The sequence below is a fragment of the Corallibacter sp. genome, from assembly GCF_048381695.1.
Taxonomy (GTDB): Bacteria; Bacteroidota; Bacteroidia; order Flavobacteriales; family Flavobacteriaceae; genus Corallibacter; species Corallibacter vietnamensis.
On sequence record NZ_JBLXHI010000002.1, the window covers coordinates 321,015 to 337,374 of the forward strand.

General features: G+C 30.5%; 18 protein-coding genes and 1 tRNA gene. 5 read left to right on the forward strand and 14 right to left on the reverse strand.

Annotated elements, in window-relative coordinates; all coding sequences use genetic code 11:
- Positions 1 to 8: 8 nt before the first annotated feature.
- The 5 genes from ACN5J3_RS05215 to ACN5J3_RS05235 all read right to left on the reverse strand — a co-directional run bounded on the left by ACN5J3_RS05215 (position 9) and on the right by ACN5J3_RS05235 (position 3,605).
- Positions 9 to 371, reverse strand: coding sequence for an MmcQ/YjbR family DNA-binding protein (locus ACN5J3_RS05215; RefSeq protein WP_418511021.1), 363 nt, complete (start codon positions 369 to 371; stop codon positions 9 to 11).
- Between the two features lie 9 nt (positions 372 to 380).
- A complete protein-coding gene (locus tag ACN5J3_RS05220) occupies positions 381 to 1,130 on the reverse strand; it encodes a cyclase family protein (protein ID WP_417290424.1) in 750 nt (249 codons plus the stop codon).
- Between the two features lie 82 nt (positions 1,131 to 1,212).
- Positions 1,213 to 2,349, reverse strand: coding sequence for a radical SAM family heme chaperone HemW (gene hemW / locus ACN5J3_RS05225; RefSeq protein ID WP_418511022.1), 1,137 nt, complete (start codon positions 2,347 to 2,349; stop codon positions 1,213 to 1,215).
- A gap of 60 nt (positions 2,350 to 2,409) precedes the next feature.
- Positions 2,410 to 2,967 (reverse strand): crossover junction endodeoxyribonuclease RuvC, encoded by a 558-nt coding sequence (gene ruvC / locus ACN5J3_RS05230; RefSeq protein ID WP_344726320.1) that lies wholly within the window; start codon positions 2,965 to 2,967, stop codon positions 2,410 to 2,412.
- On the reverse strand, positions 2,967 to 3,605 hold the full coding sequence (locus ACN5J3_RS05235; RefSeq protein WP_418511023.1) for an outer membrane beta-barrel protein: 639 nt from the start codon (positions 3,603 to 3,605) through the stop codon (positions 2,967 to 2,969). Before ACN5J3_RS05235 ends, ruvC begins: the two co-directional genes overlap by 1 nt.
- A gap of 47 nt (positions 3,606 to 3,652) precedes the next feature.
- Here ACN5J3_RS05235 and ACN5J3_RS05240 point away from each other — a divergent pair, with 47 nt between their 5' ends.
- From ACN5J3_RS05240 to ACN5J3_RS05255, 4 genes are all read left to right on the forward strand, one after another.
- The gene (locus ACN5J3_RS05240) at positions 3,653 to 4,621 is read left to right on the forward strand and encodes a lysylphosphatidylglycerol synthase domain-containing protein (protein WP_418511024.1); all 969 of its coding nucleotides are present in this window, start codon (positions 3,653 to 3,655) and stop codon (positions 4,619 to 4,621) included.
- On the forward strand, positions 4,618 to 5,751 hold the full coding sequence (locus ACN5J3_RS05245; protein WP_418511025.1) for a glycosyltransferase: 1,134 nt from the start codon (positions 4,618 to 4,620) through the stop codon (positions 5,749 to 5,751). Before ACN5J3_RS05240 ends, ACN5J3_RS05245 begins: the two co-directional genes overlap by 4 nt.
- Before the next feature lie 67 nt (positions 5,752 to 5,818).
- On the forward strand, positions 5,819 to 6,685 hold the full coding sequence (locus ACN5J3_RS05250; RefSeq protein WP_418511026.1) for a hypothetical protein: 867 nt from the start codon (positions 5,819 to 5,821) through the stop codon (positions 6,683 to 6,685).
- Entirely contained in the window at positions 6,685 to 7,416 is a 732-nt protein-coding gene (locus tag ACN5J3_RS05255) for a Bax inhibitor-1/YccA family membrane protein (protein ID WP_418511027.1), read from the forward strand. The genes ACN5J3_RS05250 and ACN5J3_RS05255 overlap by 1 nt, the downstream gene beginning before the upstream one ends.
- Here ACN5J3_RS05255 and ACN5J3_RS05260 read toward each other — a convergent pair.
- The 3 genes from ACN5J3_RS05260 to ACN5J3_RS05270 form a co-directional block, all read right to left on the reverse strand.
- Positions 7,413 to 7,889 (reverse strand): hypothetical protein, encoded by a 477-nt coding sequence (locus tag ACN5J3_RS05260; RefSeq protein ID WP_418508555.1) that lies wholly within the window; start codon positions 7,887 to 7,889, stop codon positions 7,413 to 7,415. The two genes, ACN5J3_RS05255 and ACN5J3_RS05260, sit on opposite strands and share 4 nt — an antisense overlap.
- Before the next feature lie 78 nt (positions 7,890 to 7,967).
- Entirely contained in the window at positions 7,968 to 9,833 is a 1,866-nt protein-coding gene (locus ACN5J3_RS05265) for a M56 family metallopeptidase (RefSeq protein ID WP_418511028.1), read from the reverse strand.
- The gene (locus ACN5J3_RS05270) at positions 9,830 to 10,195 is read right to left on the reverse strand and encodes a BlaI/MecI/CopY family transcriptional regulator (RefSeq protein ID WP_418511029.1); all 366 of its coding nucleotides are present in this window, start codon (positions 10,193 to 10,195) and stop codon (positions 9,830 to 9,832) included. Before ACN5J3_RS05270 ends, ACN5J3_RS05265 begins: the two co-directional genes overlap by 4 nt.
- A 144-nt stretch (positions 10,196 to 10,339) precedes the next feature.
- On the opposite strand from ACN5J3_RS05270, the gene ACN5J3_RS05275 reads away from it, so the two are divergent.
- Complete coding sequence (locus tag ACN5J3_RS05275) at positions 10,340 to 10,849, forward strand: DUF456 domain-containing protein (protein ID WP_418511030.1); 510 nt, start codon at positions 10,340 to 10,342, stop codon at positions 10,847 to 10,849.
- A 252-nt stretch (positions 10,850 to 11,101) separates the two neighbouring features.
- Here ACN5J3_RS05275 and ACN5J3_RS05280 read toward each other — a convergent pair whose 3' ends face one another.
- From ACN5J3_RS05280 to trxA, 6 genes are all read right to left on the reverse strand, one after another.
- Positions 11,102 to 11,776 carry a DNA-binding response regulator gene (locus tag ACN5J3_RS05280; protein WP_417290434.1) on the reverse strand — a complete coding sequence of 225 codons (675 nt, stop codon included), beginning with the start codon at positions 11,774 to 11,776 and terminating at the stop codon, positions 11,102 to 11,104.
- An 18-nt stretch (positions 11,777 to 11,794) separates the two neighbouring features.
- Positions 11,795 to 13,804 carry an ATP-binding protein gene (locus ACN5J3_RS05285; RefSeq protein WP_418511031.1) on the reverse strand — a complete coding sequence of 670 codons (2,010 nt, stop codon included), beginning with the start codon at positions 13,802 to 13,804 and terminating at the stop codon, positions 11,795 to 11,797.
- Between the two features lie 142 nt (positions 13,805 to 13,946).
- Positions 13,947 to 14,126, reverse strand: a complete 180-nt coding sequence (locus tag ACN5J3_RS05290) for a hypothetical protein (protein ID WP_344726344.1) — start codon at positions 14,124 to 14,126, stop codon at positions 13,947 to 13,949.
- 563 nt (positions 14,127 to 14,689) lie between these two features.
- A tRNA-Asp gene (locus ACN5J3_RS05295) sits at positions 14,690 to 14,763 on the reverse strand.
- An 81-nt stretch (positions 14,764 to 14,844) separates the two neighbouring features.
- Positions 14,845 to 15,774 (reverse strand): DUF58 domain-containing protein, encoded by a 930-nt coding sequence (locus ACN5J3_RS05300; protein WP_418511032.1) that lies wholly within the window; start codon positions 15,772 to 15,774, stop codon positions 14,845 to 14,847.
- 66 nt (positions 15,775 to 15,840) lie between these two features.
- Entirely contained in the window at positions 15,841 to 16,158 is a 318-nt protein-coding gene (gene trxA, locus ACN5J3_RS05305) for a thioredoxin (RefSeq protein ID WP_103050957.1), read from the reverse strand.
- Between the last annotated feature and the right edge of the window lie 202 nt (positions 16,159 to 16,360).

The following is a 16,360-nucleotide window of genomic DNA, read 5'->3' on the forward strand; positions in this document are numbered from 1 at the left end:
CTCTTTTTTTATAATAACATTTCTCGTATTTTTTTTGGTAATGACTTTACAATTAAATCATATGAGTGATCTATCAACGTTTTTATGAGCTGTGCTTCTATCTCACCTTTATACAGCTTAACCGTGTTCCAATGTTTTTTACTCATATGGTAACCTGGCTCAACACTTTCATACATAGCTCGTAACCCTAAAGCATAGTCTGGATCACACTTTAAATTAATGGCTTGCTCTTCTTGCTCCCAACTCTTCAAAGAAGTTAATAAAAACATTTTGCCACCTACTTTAAACACCAAAACATCTTCATCAAAAGGAAAATGCTCGGTTACACCTTTTTTAGATTGACAATATGTGTATAATTGTTCAATATTCATATTAAATCACTATTCTAAAATTTGATATAAAACAGGTTTGCTAGGTGATGCATCATTCTCAAAAGGTGCAATTTGAATATTTAAAAAGTACGTACCATCTAAAACGTTATTTGGCACAAAAATAAACTCGGTAATGGTAGCATCTAATCGCGGTCTTCCTGCGGTATTCCAAAAGGCATGATGCGCTAGAAGTTTCCCTTCGTCTTTTTCTTTGTCTACGCTTGGTAAATCTATTAGTAAGTGTTTCACACCTTTTTCTCTTAAATAAATTGCAGCTTCCTCTAGTAAATATGTTGGGTTTGTATTAGAATATTGTTTTGATGTTTTATCAGTCATATTTGGGATAGTACGAATTACAAGAGCTTCTCGTTTTTTGTTACCCAAAGCAAATTGCAACTGCTTTTTAGATATCACAAAATCATCATCTAGTTTTTCTGGCGCAACAGTTACTACTTCTGCTAAAAAGAAAAATTGTTTTAAATTTTGATTTATAGAGTGTACTTTTTTTGTAATGTGACCAACACATTCGGTGTGAGTACCATGCGCATGCGGATTAAAAAAAATGTTATTAAAATTTACACTAGAACCTTGTGCCACGCTACCAACCCAATCTTCATCTTTTACAGGCTCAATTTTTGGTGCATCTTGATACCAAGCATTTACATTGCTTTCTGAAGCTTGTAAAGGAATAGATATATCTAGTGGTTTTTTTAAATCTATTTTATACTTTTTTGAATTGGTCTCTATAGTTGCTTTCACTAATTGTTTTTTTAAAATTATATTAATAGAAATACGTTACTATTTGCCTTAACAAGACATGACAAAACGTGTATCAAAGATACTAAATCATGAATAGCTCTGAAGCGATTCCATCTACTAAAAACTTTCCTTTTGATGTTGTTTTCAGCACCGATTGGTGGTTTTCTTGCTCTACAACCAGTAACGTTTTAGACAAAAATATTTCTGCCTCTTTTAAGATAAAATTTTTATAGACTGTTCCAAAATCATTTTCAATTTTATCAAGAGAAACACCCCAAATGGTTCGCAAACCAGTCATTACATATTCGTTATATTGATCTGTTACTGATAATACTTCTGAAGTTGCTGGTAATTCTCCTTGAGATATTGCTTGTATGTATTTTGTGTTATTTGCAACGTTCCAACTTCTTGTTTTTCCTAAAAAAGAATGAGCTGAAGGTCCAATACCTAAATACGGTTTTCCTTGCCAATAACTTGTATTGTGTTTTGAAAAGAAATGCGGTTTACCAAAATTAGAAATCTCATAATGCACAAAGCCTTGTTTTTTAGTTTCTGCAACCAAATGATTAAAATGTGATTGTGCTAAAGCTTCATTTACTGGCGGATAGATTCCTTTTTTTATAAAACTATCTAACGCTGTTTTTGGTTCTACTGTTAATGCATAACTAGAAATATGATTGATGCCAAATTGAAATGCAATATCAAGATTCTGCTGCCACTTTTCTAGGCTCATATTTGGTATGCCGTAAATCAAATCGATTGTAATGTTATCAAAATAGCGGGTTGCTTTTTCTAAACAAGCTTGAGCTTCTGATGCATTATGAGCACGATTCATCGCTTTTAAATCATCTTCAAAAAAAGATTGAATCCCGATAGACAACCTGTTTATTGGTGATGCTGCGAGTTCTTTAATTTTAGCATCTGTTAAATCATCAGGGTTTGCTTCTAATGTAATTTCTGGATTTTCTGCTACTTCAAAATTTTTGTAAACAGCTTTTATAATAGCTTGTATTTCTTCATCAGATAATAAACTAGGTGTTCCGCCACCAAAATAAATGGTAGAAACTATGACGTTATCAAACGCTTTTTTACGTAATTCTAACTCGGTTATTAATGCTTGAATTAACGTTTCTTTCTTTTTTAAAGATGTAGAAAAATGAAAATCGCAATAATGACACGCCTGTTTACAAAACGGGATATGAATATAAATTCCTGACAACTAAAAGTGACTAGTTTTTTTTAAATTAATTTATGCCTTGTAGAAAACAAAAATAAGCCTTTACGATTTTTTAACTCTGTCTTCATTTTGTTTTACAAAACTTGCCCATCCAGAATAACTCTTACCTACTTCTATTCTACCTTGGTTATAAAAGTGACAAACTGCAGCAGCTAATCCATCTGTAGCATCTAAATTTTTTGGTAATGTTTTTAATCCCAATAAGCTTTGTAACATTTTTGCTACTTGCTCTTTACTGGCATTTCCACTACCTGTTATAGCCATTTTTATTTTTTTTGGAGAATATTCAGTCACAGGCACTTCTCGAGACAAACCTGCTGCCATTGCAACACCTTGCGCGCGACCAAGCTTAAGCATACTTTGTACGTTTTTTCCAAAAAATGGCGCTTCAATAGCTATTTCATCTGGATGATGTGTATCTATAAGTTCTATGGTGCGCTCAAAAATGAGTTTTAGCTTTAAATAATGATCGCTATGCTTTTTTAAATCTAACTCATTGAGTTGCAAAAAAGACATGGTTTTTCCCACTACTTTTATCAGTCCAAAACCCATAATTGTAGTTCCGGGATCAATACCTAAAATTATTTTTTCTTTACTCATTAATCACAATAATAGCAACCACTCAAAGATATAGATATTCCTATAGTTGCTGTCAATAAATTTCCATTAAAAGAACCATAACCATCAATTACAGGGTCAAAATCTTTTGAGAATCCATAAATATAAGACGCATCAAAATACACTGAAAGTAATTGCGTAATACCATAATGTACTTCTACGCCAGCCGTTGCATTAAAAAAAGACGTCTTATTGCTTCCGTAGGTTGCTAATGGTTTTACAAATGAAAACCCTGGACCTGCATGACCAACAACACCCATATTTTCTGGTAAAAACATAAGTAATCTTGACGCATCATAAACAGCTTGGGCATTTACTCTTGAGTAATTCAATTTAAAATATGGAGAGCTACCATCGTTAGTAATTCTATTAAAACCATAATCTAATTTTACTCCAAATTGTGGTTTTAGCATGTGCTGTAAGCCTAAATTTACAGTAGGTAAATTTAGGCTTTTTCCTTCAAAATTGGTTACAAAACCTGATTGCGACGGACTGTTTACACCAAGGGCTAATTGTGCTTTCCACTTGCTAGTTTCACGTTGAGAAAATCCAGAAAAACCAAAAATAAAACATGCTAAACAAGCAATGAAAAGTTTATAATTTATAAATGATGAGTTCATATAACTTTATTGTTTTAATTTGTGCTCTTAAATAATCTACGCATTAGATGTTTGGAGCACTACCTTACAAAACTAAACAATTCTTTTTTGTACTTATTAAATTAAGTATTGTTGTTGGTGCTTTTTATTTTATTTATCAAAAGCTTACATCAAACGAACAATTAGACTTCATTGTTTTTTGGCGTTTTTTAAAGGAAAATAACGTGTTTTCATTAAAAAACATCTACTTTTTGATTAGTTTAAGCTTTTTTAATTGGTTTTTTGAAATATTAAAATGGAAACATCTTGTTTCTTTCTTCAAGAAAATTTCTTTTAAAACGGCTACAAAACAAACTTTAGGCTCACTAACAGCATCTATTTTTACTCCTAACAGAATAGGCGAATACGGCGCAAAAGCATTGTTTTACAAACCGGAACACAGAAAAAAAATAGTCGCTCTAAATGTATTAGGAAACAGTATGCAAATGCTTATTACTGTTATATTAGGCTGCATAGGTTTGTACTTTTTTGTTTTAAAATACCCGATGGATATTAACTATTATAAGGTTGTAAGATTTGCTGGTATTTTACTTATTATAGCGTTTGCTACTGCTTTTGGACTTTCTAAAAAAAATGTTTCTATAAAAGGTGTTAGCGTCAAGCGTATAATAGATTTTTTTAAGAAAATTTCAACACGTTTTTATGCTACAAACTTTTCACTATCCGTAATACGCTATCTTATTTTTTCATATCAATTTTTTATACTTCTACAAATATTTGGCATTGATGTTTCTTATTTCAACGCCATGATCGTTATTACATCTATGTACTTATTATCTTCTATAATTCCTTCTATTTTTATTTTTGATGTTGTAATAAAAGGAAGTGTTGCTTTATACTTATTTTCAATTGTTGGTATAAATGCATTTACTATTTTGAGTATTATTACACTTATGTGGATTTTAAATTTTGTTATACCAAGTGTTATAGGTAGTTATTACGTTATGGTTTTTAATCAATCTAAAGATCAGTTATGATAGTAAGCGTTATTTTTATTAGCATTACTATACTATACCTACTTGTTATAGGCAGATTTATATACGGTTTTGATAAAGTACCTGCTTTTAATCTTGAAGATATGCCTGCTAAAACAAAATTTTCGGTTATCGTTCCTTTTAGAAATGAAGCTACAGATTTACCTAAATTACTAGCATCTATATCTCAACTTAACTACCCGAGTCATTTAACAGAGTTTATTTTTATTGATGATGATTCTAGTGACTCATCTGTGAGTATTATTCAAGAATACGCTAAAACTCATAAATTACCTATTACCATTTTAAAAAATAAGCGGAGTTCAAACTCGCCTAAAAAAGATGCTATTACTACGGCTATTAGCCATGTAAAAACCGAGTGGATTATTACTACTGATGCTGATTGCGAATTACCTAAATATTGGCTTGACACTTATGATTGTTTTATACAAAACAACCCGCAGAAACAGATGATTGTTGCTCCTGTAAGTTACAATAGCTCATCACGTATTCTAGACAGGTTTCAAACGTTAGATTTTTTTAGCTTAATTGGCACAACCATAGGAGCATTTGGTATTAAAAAACCTTTTTTATGTAATGGTGCCAATTTAGGTTATACAAAAACACTTTTTAATGGTGTAAATGGATTTGAGAACAATAACAATATTGCAAGTGGAGATGATGTTTTTTTATTACAAAAGGCTATAAAGAAAAACCAAAAAACTGTTTCTTACCTTAAATCTGATAGGGTTGTTGTGAAAACAACGCCTGAAAAAAATCTAAAAAACCTAATATCTCAACGTATTCGTTGGGCATCAAAAACCACAAGCTACTCCAGCATGTATGCCACATTTATTGGTGTTGCTGTGTTACTTATGAACATGCTATTACTAGCATCTATAGTTTTGGGAATTACAGGAGTTTTGAAGCCTCAATTTATCGGTTATATTTTTATAATAAAAAGTGGTATTGACTTTTTATTACTTTTTAAAACAGCACGTTTTTTAAATCAAGAACAACTCCTTTCTTCTTATTTATTTAGCACTGTGTTTTATCCGTTTTTCTGTGTCTATATTGCTGTATTATCTACGTTTAAAGGCTACAAATGGAAAGACAGATCATTTAACAAATAATATTACAAACACATAAAATTTCATTTTATTTTTTTAGTTTTACAAGTATCTTAAAATGATTCTTGCCATGAAAAAACAGTTACTTTTATTCTTCTTTATTATCATAAATACTCTTGCATTTTCTCAAGAGTCATATACCATAAACAACGAAACTTTAAAACTAAAAACTGAAGTTGATGGTAATCTAGATTTACTGTGGAATGTTATTGATAACGAATATCGTTATTTTGTAAAAACGCAAAATGGCAACATTCAGGAGTTAAAAAACACAAAAGGCGAGGACAAAAAATATCAAGAAGAATACAAGACCGTATTAAAATCATTAACCGAAGGTTATGGTGTTTCGGTTGAGAAAGTTAAACTTACGCTATCAAGTTTACGAGATTTTTTTAATGTTTATAACGCTACCACAGATTTAAATTTTAATTACGAAGAAAAAGCGAAACTACAAGCAAGATTAGGTGTTTTTGGTGGATTAACTAATCAACCTTTTGTTGTTAATCCTGACAACAAATCTGTGCCATTTTTTGGTTTTGAATTTGAAATTTTTGAACAAAAAAAATTAGCTCGACACGCTTTATTTTTTAATCTAGAACACGCTCTAGAAAGCGATGATTTTAAATATACAGCTACTCAACTAGCTATTGGTTATAGATTCAGATTTATAAACCGAGAGCGTTTTAATCTATATACAAATCTAAAAATAGCAACCTACACAGCATCTGAAGAAACAAAATATCCTAACACACCATTTGCTTACAAAGATTCTTTTTCTGGTATTCAAGCGCCGTTCATTCTTGGTTTAGGAGGCGACATTAAAATATCTGATCATAGCTTCATTACTTTAGCTTATCATGATATTTATGCTGTATTTATAGATAATCATTCTGATTTTCCTATTGATTTTGCAATAGGCTACAAACTTAATTTATAGTGCGTTTAGACAAAACATCAAATCCAGCGTTTAACGACTACTTTTGGGGTAATTCTAACAAGAGTTCTCAAAAAATGACCGTTAAAGGCATTCTTATAAAAACACTTTTTTCTTTACTCATTATTACAACAATTACGGTTGGTATTTGGAAACTTTATAGTCAAGGTACCAACATAAAATGGTTTGTAACCGGCGGCATGCTATCTGCTATAATTATAAGTGTTGTTATTTCAGTCAGACAACACTGGGCTTGGTTTTTAGTTCCTTTGTACGCTGTAGCTAAAGGTGTTTTTTTGGGAGGCATCACAAGTTATGCTCATGCAAAATTTCCTAATATGCCTTACCAAGCTATTGGAGTTACTGTTATTACTTTTTTTGTGATGCTTTCTTTGTATCAAACACGTATTATTGTTGTGACAAAAAAGCTACGCAGTGTTATTATTACTGCTTGTGCAAGTATTTTTGTTGTTTATATTATTTCGTGGATATTAAGTTTTTTTGGCATCAAATCTTTTCTTTGGGGAACATCTTGGCTAGCAATTGTATTCAATATTGTTGCTGCTATTTTTGCTTCGCTAGCATTACTATTAGATTTTGATTATATAGAACGTCATAAAAACAAAGCTCCTAAAACTAAAGAATGGTTTGCCACTTGGGGACTTTTGGTTACTATTATTTGGCTTTATGTTGAGATTTTAAGGCTAATGAAAAAATTAGCCATCAGGTTTTAATTTACTTGTATCACTACTGGCAATTTAAATTCTGTTTTTACTTGTTGCCCTCGTTTTAATGCTGGATAAATTTTTGGTAACGAATCTAAACTTGATGTAAGCATATTCTTTATATCAGGGATTTCTTGAAGCGTTATAGAATCTACAGTCACATCTATAAGTGATAATATTCCTGTTTCTGAAATTTGAAACTTTATAGTAATGGTATCATTAACATCTTGCTTTACTATAATGGTTTCTTTTTGCAAATTATCAGTAATAACATTAGTTAAAGTATTTTGAAAGCATAGCTTTCTAAACTCTTTTGATGCTGCTGTATCACACAAAGCAAAAGAAGGGTAATCATCAACCTCATTCCAATTAAATGCTTTTAGTTCTTCATTTAATATAGCTTCAGAAGATGTTTTTTTTGCAGTAAAATAATTGCATGAAAACAACAATAAAAATCCTAAAATAAAACTAATGCGCTTCATAAATTCATCTGAAAGCGAAATGTACAATTTTTTTATATTTTAATCTGCATTTATGCAGTTTGTAAGCATAATCAACAATTACTTCACTTCAAATTTTATTGGCAAGTAATAAGGTACAGTTACTTGTTTGCCGTTTTGTTCTCCCGGAACCATAGTTGGTAACATACTAACTACGCGAATGGCTTCAGCTTCTAATTCTGGGTGTGACGCTCTTGCTTTTATATCTTTTATTTGTCCATCATGGCCTATTTTAAAGAAAACCGAAATTTTTTGAGCACCAGATAATTTTAAGGTATTCGCTAACTCTGTATTAAAGTTTTGACCGACAAACATGTTAATTTTATTATTGAAAAAGACTTTGCTTTCTTCTTGAGAAGCGAAAGCCTTGCTATTTGGAAATTCAGGGACTTTATCAATAATAGCAAATGGAATCTCGATTCGGTCTTTTACTTCTTCATAAAAGCTACTATTCAAACCTGCTTTAGAAACTAAAGTTAATAGCGTTTTTAATGATAATTCTTCTTCAACAGACATATTACCTTGTTCTTGAATAGCTAAAAACAAGTCTGAAATACGCTGATGTAGCTCACTTTTGCTTTTTGCATTATTAAAGTTTTGAACATCCTCAATTAATTTTTGGTTTACGTTTTCAGCATTTAGAGTTAGCATATTAAATAATAACTCAATACCTTTTTCCTCTTTATCTGATATGTTTCCTTGTACTTCAATTTGTTCTTTTACAGCATCAATTTTGTTTAATAATTCTCCTGATTCAGGTCTGCCGTTATTTGAATTAGGTAAATTAGTATACATCAAATAAGAACCATTTGAAGAAGACACTTCTGTTCTAGTTAATCCTTCTGGAATCTCTTCTAATTTAGAATGAACACTATATGTTATTTCACTTTCATCAGAACTTATTTGTGCCCAGGCCACATATTCTGGATTATTTTTCAAGAATGCTTCATAATTGTTATGAATCTCTTTTTTAGCACCAACTAACTCTTCTCCTTTTTTTAATGAGTATGAATATTGGCTTAAATTTAATTCGTCTTGCTTTTTAACGTGATTGCTTTCATCGGAACATGAAGCATAGACTAACATTCCTAAAACCATTGGGATTAGCAAGGCGTACTTTAATAATTGATACTGTTTTGATTTTGATTTTTGTAACATAATAATTCGTTTTTTGATTAATGATTGTTTAAAAAATGGATTGATGAATGATACCGCTTTGGTATCGAAAACCTGCGATAACAAGTTTTCATAATATTGTTTTTTATTGTTTTTTACCGCTTTAGAATCTGCAATAAATTCATGCAAGTCAGATGTTCTATTTTGATACATATAAACAAAAGGGTTAAACCAAAACACAATACGAAGCAGCTCAAAAAAAAGTAAATCTAATGTGTGCTTTTGGTTAATATGAACCAACTCATGCTTTAATATTGATTCTCTGTTTTGAGCATCTATTTTTTCTCCTAAAAACACATAGTTAAAAAAAGAAAATGCCGCAGAACTATTCAACATTTGAACAATGCGAATATGATTTTGCTTTGTTTTTGGATTTTTATAAATAAGCTTTACTATAGATATTATGCGATACAAAAAATATAATAATGCCAACGCACAGCCTAAAATCAAAATTGCAGATATATACCATAACATATCATAAGATGTATTGACTCCTTGTAAAACTACTTCATCTAAAACAATGGGTGTTTGAGTCTCAAAGGCAAGTTTTGGAAAAGACACAATATAGTTTTGTGATACAACATTTTTAAAACTATCAACCTTTACAAACGGTAAAATAAGAGACAGTAAAGCTGTACTTAATAAATAGATTCTGTTCCAGTTAAAAAATGTTTCCTTTTTCAAGAATACTTCATAAAATATTAAAAAAACCAGCTGAAAAGCTATGGTTTGTATTATATAATGTATCATGATTTCTCGCTTTTATTTATTTCTTTAAGCACCGATTCTAACTCGTTTAAACCAATGTCGTTTTTCTTCATAAAAAACGAAACCATACTCTTAAATGAACCTTGAAAGTAGTTATCTACTAAAGAATTTATACTTTGATTACTATAGTCTGTTTTTTTCACTAACGGAAAATACCTGTGACCTTTTCCTTGTTTTTCATAATCAACAAATCCTTTACTCTCTAATATTCGCACTATTGTAGACACCGTGTTGTATGCAGGTTTTGGCTCTGGTAACTCTTGTATCATTTGTTTAACATTAGCATTTTCTAGTTGCCAAAGTATTTGCATTATCTCTTCTTCTGCTTTAGTAAGTTGCTTCATCTTATGTTGTTTCAAAATGTATTATTCTTTAAAAACTAAAAATTTAGTTGAATACAAATATAACTAAATATTTAGTTTGAACTAATTTTTTAGTTAAAAAATGTAACTTTCTTTATGTATCTTCGACATACAAATAAAAAAACAATGGATATCTTACTAACGTGTATTGGCTTTCTTTTTATGATTATTGGCATATTAGGAAGCTTTCTTCCTGTATTGCCAGGACCTCCTATGAGCTGGATTGGACTACTTTTATTATACCTTACAAATGCCGTTGACAACAACTGGTGGTTTTTAGGCATTACACTAGCTGTCGCTTTAATTGTTTTTGCTCTAGATTATGTGATACCTGCTATGGGAACCAAAAAATTTGGAGGTAGTAAAAAAGGAGTTTGGGGAACCACCATAGGGTTAATTATCGCTATATTCTTCCCTATTTTTGGTGTTTTCGGGATTATTATTTGGCCATTTATTGGTGCCTTTGTTGGGGAGCTTATCAATAAAGCCGACTCTAAAACTGCTGTAAAAGCTGCTTTTGGATCTTTTTTAGGTTTTTTAACCGGTACGTTTTTAAAGTTTATTGTCGCTTTAGTTTACTTTGGCTTTTTTATAATGACTGCTTGGGAACACAAAAGCGCCATATTTACGCTATAAAAAGAAGAAACCTCATGATTTTCAAATAAAACTGAAAACCACGAGGTTAGTGTAAATGCTATTATCAACAAATTTCTTTTGAGGGATTAATTAATTATCGTTGATGGTCAAATATAAAATATATGCTTCAATTTTATTTACGGTTTTTCCGTAGACTTATTACGGAAAAACCGTAAAATTGAGTGATATCAACATATTCAAGAGATAATAAAAATTGTAAAAACTGTAATTTTAACATTTTTTTCAGCTTGATTATATAAAACCATTATTTCGCGCTTCGGTTAAAAGATTTTCATCATTGCCATCTTCTACATTAAAAAGCGTTTTCAAGTGCTTTTTTCTCTTTTCTATAGCACTCATTGATAAATCTATATGCTCTTTTAAATTTTTTGTTTTTATACCTTGTGATAGTAGATAAAGTATTTTTCGGTTTATCTCATCAAGAACTATATCGTCTGAAATTGCTTTTCTTATAAAACTATTAACGCTACCACTATAAAATGGCGGATTATTCAATACAGCTTGAAATGCACTTGCCAGCTCACTTGATGTTAAATCACTTTTTATTAAAAAGCCTTCTGGAGCAATATTTTTAATGATATGATGTATTCGGTAAGGTTCATTAAACATAGTTAATATCACTATTTTGGCTTCAGGAAACAGTTTTCTTGCATATACAGCAAGGTCTTCTCCAGAGTTAAACTTACCATCTGAAGAAGCTGGTAAGCTGATATCCATAAAAAACACATTATAAGGCCTTTTTAAGGCTTCAGCCTGGTTCATATATTTTAAGGATTCGTCACAATTGCTTGCTACATCAATTATTAAATTTTGATGTTCTTTTTTTGTTGCTAATAATATGTTTTGGTATCCTTCTGTAATTAGAGGGTGATCATCAGTCATTAATATTCGAATGTTCTCTGACATTATTTATTCTGTTTTATTTTAGATTGGGGCTTTAATAATTATTTTAGATCCTAAATCTTTTTCTGATTTAACAATCAACTTTCCTTGAATTTCCTTAACCCTTGAATTCATGTTCTTTAAACCAATACCTTTTTTGGCTTTATCTACATCAAAACCAGAACCGTTATCCTTTATGGTTAAGCAAATTACATTATTTTTAAGTTTAAAACTAATTTTCACATCTGAAGCATTGGCGTGTTTATAGATGTTTTGAAGTGCTTCTTGAATGATTCTATATATGTGAATTTTTGTTTTATTTGAAACATCATCCCATTGAATATCATCTTTATTGCTTATTGCATACTTTAAACCATAGGCTTTTGTTTGTGTTTCAACCATAGTTTTTATGATATCTAAATATCCTGATCCTGATATGAAATCGGTGTTTAAATCATGGGACACTTTACGGATATCATGTTCTATATTTTTAAGCTCATTGATATAGGTGCTTCTTGATTGAATAGCTTCTGGTTGTGTGTTAAAATTTAAACTATCCAGGCTTAATCGTGTACCAAAAAGCCTACCTAGAATTCCATCGTGTAGTTCTTCAGAGATACGCCTTTTTTCAGCCGCTCTAGCTTCTTCTATTTTATCGTGTTGTGACAGCATAAGGTTGTATATCTCTTCATTTGTTTCTTGCTGTTCTTGAATAAATTTAAGTTCTTTATTTTTTGCTCGTTGAGATATAATGATATAAACAAGAATTATAGTAATAACAAGTGTTGAGGATAAAACCATAAGCCACATTCGCTCTCTTGTAATTTGTAAGTTTTCTTGTTCTATTTGATCTGTTTCAAATTCAATTCTTGCAAATTTGTTTCTAATGGCTCGCTCTTTTGTTTGTAAGCTGTCTCTTAACTTAACATAGTCATATAAATAATCTTTTGCTTTGCTTGGGTCTTCAATTTTTGATTTTAACATTAAAGACCGCAATATAACATCATTGGTTTTTGTTTCAACGCCTGTTTTATAGGCCTGATTTGCATATATTAACGCAGAGTCTTTATTATTTATATTGGTATAAAAATTAGCCGCATTTAGTGACACAGACATAATGCTAAATGGGTCTTGCACACTATCACTTACTTTATTGGCTTCTGTAAGCATTTGCTTTATTTCTTTGTTATTATACTTCCCTGATAAATGTTTTGAGTAGGCATAATCTCCTAAAATCAAGGCATAGTTATTAGGTTCTTGCTTTAGTAATTCTTTTTTTTCAAAAAGCTTATCATAGATATCTAAAACTTTATCATACTGTTTTAGCTCTTTATAAATTAATGCAATATTACTATTAGAGTATAATGTGTATAAGTAATTATCTGATATTCTGTCACTATAAGATAAAGCCTTTTTGTGGTATTCAATTGCTTTATCATAAAGCTCTAACTCATCAGAGGCAATAGCTATAAGATTATTTAACGCCCAAAGGTAATCTAGTGTGTTTTCATTTTGATCTAGCGTTTTAAAAAGCTTAATAGATTCTATAGCATTTTTTTCGCAGCCTATATAATCACGTTCATTAAACTGAATATCTGCCATGTTAAATAACGCCACAGCCTCATTCTGCACTTGATTTACACCTTTAAAAAACTTTGACGCTTTATAGTAGTAATAGTAGGAACTATCAATCTCTTTTCTAACCGAATGAACCCAACCCAAAACATTGCTCACGTTTGCAACTGCTAATGAATCGTTTAACGAGTTTGCTAGTTTTAAATTTTCATGGTTTAAATCATACAGCTCGTTAACATCACGCTTGTACAAGTACAGTGTAGATAATAATCGCTTGCTTGTTAAAAGTGTGGAATCATTTTTACTTCTATTTGAAAAAGCAATTGCTTTTTTGGCAAACAAAATACGCTCATCTAAATCTAAATTGGTGTCTTTTGCTAATGCTCTATAATGATAAATACTGTCATAAACCTGATTTTGAGAATAAAGTGCAGTTGCTAATGAAAATGACAGTATGAATAATATATTTTTTATCAATGTAGAATTATTGTATACCAACCAAATTTATAATATTTTATGAAAAGTGCATCTTTTGCTCAATATAAAATAAACCGAGAATATATACAACACGAAAACCCTTTATAAAAAAGGGTTTAAAAATTTATTTAAGGTTTTATTATTATCCTTGAGTAGGAACTGTCTGACCTTTTTTCACGTGTCTTTTAACTGCGAAGTTATAATCTACTTTTGTAGTTTTAGATGCTTTATCTTTTTCAGAGAAATCATCGTTGTTAGACTTAAGTCCAGTTAAAGTTACACCAAATACGATTGCTAGTAAAGTAATTTTTAGAGTTTTCATGCTATTAAAAAAGTTTAGTTATACAATAGTTATTAATTATTAAAAAAATAAAATATTCGTGACTTGTGGTTATGAAAAATTCAAAACCATGATTGAGGGAGGAATGGATTAACAACTTTATATAACATGCACATACGCACATTACATAACAATAAAAAACTATGAGGGAATCAAGACAAACTCGTGTCTTGCATTGTGGATTAATTAATAGTCTTAAAAAACAAATTGATTAATTAGGGATTTATTTTTTAAGGAGCGTAAAAGTATTATTTGCTATATTAAATATACTACAAAAATAGATTAAAAGCAAATTTCTTCGATTAAATGTTATTTTTGAGGTTTTTTCTTACAAAAAAACTGTTGTTTATTCAGCATAATAAAAAACGTATTTAAAAAAGGGCTTTAAAACAAAAAAGCATCCCTATTCTCAATAAAGAGAAAAGGAAAGCTTTCCATTGGTTTAACTACTTAAACCATTGACAGACTTTAACATCTGCCAAACAACACAACTAAATCTTATTGCCAAAAAAAGCTCCAACTTTGTGGAGCTTAAGCAATATTTGCGGTCTGGACGGGACTCGAACCCGCGACCTTCGCCGTGACAGGGCGACATTCTAACCAACTGAACTACCAGACCGTTGCTCTATTGCGGATGCAAATATAAGAGCCTTTTTCAATATCTCAAATATTTTTTAAACTTTTTTTTATTTTTTTTTACCTAAACAAACTTTTTTCGTTCTATCATATACGTTGTCAACACATTATCAAATCCTTTTCTTAAATCTGCTTCTACATATTTTATTTGATATTGCCCGCATTTTAAACGTAATGATTCAAAATATGCAGTTACAGCCTCTTTATATTGGTCTTTTATTGTATCAGCATAAACGTTAATATAATCTCCTGTTTCAACATCAATAAAACGTTTTGGTGTATTGTCAAATTCAAAATTCTGCTCTTTCTCGCTATCAAAAACATGAAAAAGCACAACTTCATGTTTATTGTGCTTTAAATGGCGTAAAGCTTCAAACAATTCTTTTTCTTTAGATGTTGTTTGAAACATGTCCGTAAAAAAGAAAATAAGAGACCTTCTATGAATTTTCTCTGCTATTTGATGTAAATACGTATAGGTTTCTGTAAGTTTGTTTACAGGCCTTGAAATTACCGTGTTACTTAATTGATGTAACAACATTTGATGATGACGCTCACTTCCTTTTTCAGGTGCGTAGTAATCATAAGCATCACTATAAATACTTAAACCTACAGCATCTCTTTGTCTCTTTAGCATATGCATTAATGATGCTGATGCCAAAGCAGAAAACGCAATTTTATTTAAACTATTTACAGAAAAATTAGAAATTTCAGGATAGTGCATTGAGCTACTATTATCAACAATTAAATGACAACGAAGGTTAGTCTCTTCATCAAAGCGTTTTGTAAAAAGCTTATCTGTTTTCGCATACAGTTTCCAGTCTATATGCTTGGTACTTTCTCCTTGGTTATAGATTTTATGCTCTGCAAACTCTGCTGAAAAGCCATGAAACGGACTTTTATGCATGCCCGCAATAAAACCCTCTACGACTTGTTTTGCTAGTAGCTCCAGATTTTTAAAAGCTCCTGTTTTATTAAGTTCTTGCTGTAAATTCATCAAGCTCTAAACTAAAAAAGGTTTGCCGTTAAAGCAAACCTTTTATCTTTTCTTTTAGAAAGTATTTTATAAAAGCGAGTCTATCGCTTCAGTATATGCACTTTTTTGTGCTACACCTACTTGACGTCCTACTACTTCACCGTTTTGGAATACTAAAACAGTTGGTATATTACGCACTCCGTATTTTGCAGCAAATTCTTGGTTAGCATCAACATCAACTTTACCTACAACAGCTTTACCTTCGTATTCGTTACTTATTTCATCAATGATTGGTCCAACCATTCTACATGGTCCACACCAAGCAGCCCAAAAATCAACCATTACTGGTTTATCACTTTTTAATACAGTTTCTTCAAACGTTGCATCTGTTATTTCTAATGCCATAATCTTTTATTTAAATGTGTTTTACTTCGATTTTATATGCAATATTAGTCAAAAAATTTACCAAAACTTACAGCATGACAATTTGTTTTGTTTATGTATGTATTAGTTTGAATTATTTACAGGTTTTTTGTGCGCATAAACTGGGTTTTATTCATGTATTTTCATTTTCTACGGAACTCGTGATTATAAATATTTCACTATT

What these genes read in the sequence shown, in the direction of transcription:
- ACN5J3_RS05215 (WP_418511021.1), bottom strand. Translation starts at nt 371, where the DNA reads ATGAATATTGAACAATTATACACATATTGTCAATCTAAAAAAGGTGTA.
- ruvC (WP_344726320.1), bottom strand. Translation starts at nt 2,967, where the DNA reads ATGAGTAAAGAAAAAATAATTTTAGGTATTGATCCCGGAACTACAATT.
- ACN5J3_RS05235 (WP_418511023.1), bottom strand. Translation starts at nt 3,605, where the DNA reads ATGAACTCATCATTTATAAATTATAAACTTTTCATTGCTTGTTTAGCA.
- ACN5J3_RS05240 (WP_418511024.1), top strand. Translation starts at nt 3,653, where the DNA reads ATGTTTGGAGCACTACCTTACAAAACTAAACAATTCTTTTTTGTACTT.
- ACN5J3_RS05245 (WP_418511025.1), top strand. Translation starts at nt 4,618, where the DNA reads ATGATAGTAAGCGTTATTTTTATTAGCATTACTATACTATACCTACTT.
- ACN5J3_RS05250 (WP_418511026.1), top strand. Translation starts at nt 5,819, where the DNA reads ATGAAAAAACAGTTACTTTTATTCTTCTTTATTATCATAAATACTCTT.
- ACN5J3_RS05260 (WP_418508555.1), bottom strand. Translation starts at nt 7,889, where the DNA reads ATGAAGCGCATTAGTTTTATTTTAGGATTTTTATTGTTGTTTTCATGC.
- ACN5J3_RS05265 (WP_418511028.1), bottom strand. Translation starts at nt 9,833, where the DNA reads ATGATACATTATATAATACAAACCATAGCTTTTCAGCTGGTTTTTTTA.
- ACN5J3_RS05270 (WP_418511029.1), bottom strand. Translation starts at nt 10,195, where the DNA reads ATGAAGCAACTTACTAAAGCAGAAGAAGAGATAATGCAAATACTTTGG.
- ACN5J3_RS05275 (WP_418511030.1), top strand. Translation starts at nt 10,340, where the DNA reads ATGGATATCTTACTAACGTGTATTGGCTTTCTTTTTATGATTATTGGC.
- ACN5J3_RS05280 (WP_417290434.1), bottom strand. Translation starts at nt 11,776, where the DNA reads ATGTCAGAGAACATTCGAATATTAATGACTGATGATCACCCTCTAATT.
- ACN5J3_RS05290 (WP_344726344.1), bottom strand. Translation starts at nt 14,126, where the DNA reads ATGAAAACTCTAAAAATTACTTTACTAGCAATCGTATTTGGTGTAACT.
- ACN5J3_RS05300 (WP_418511032.1), bottom strand. Translation starts at nt 15,774, where the DNA reads ATGAATTTACAGCAAGAACTTAATAAAACAGGAGCTTTTAAAAATCTG.
- trxA (WP_103050957.1), bottom strand. Translation starts at nt 16,158, where the DNA reads ATGGCATTAGAAATAACAGATGCAACGTTTGAAGAAACTGTATTAAAA.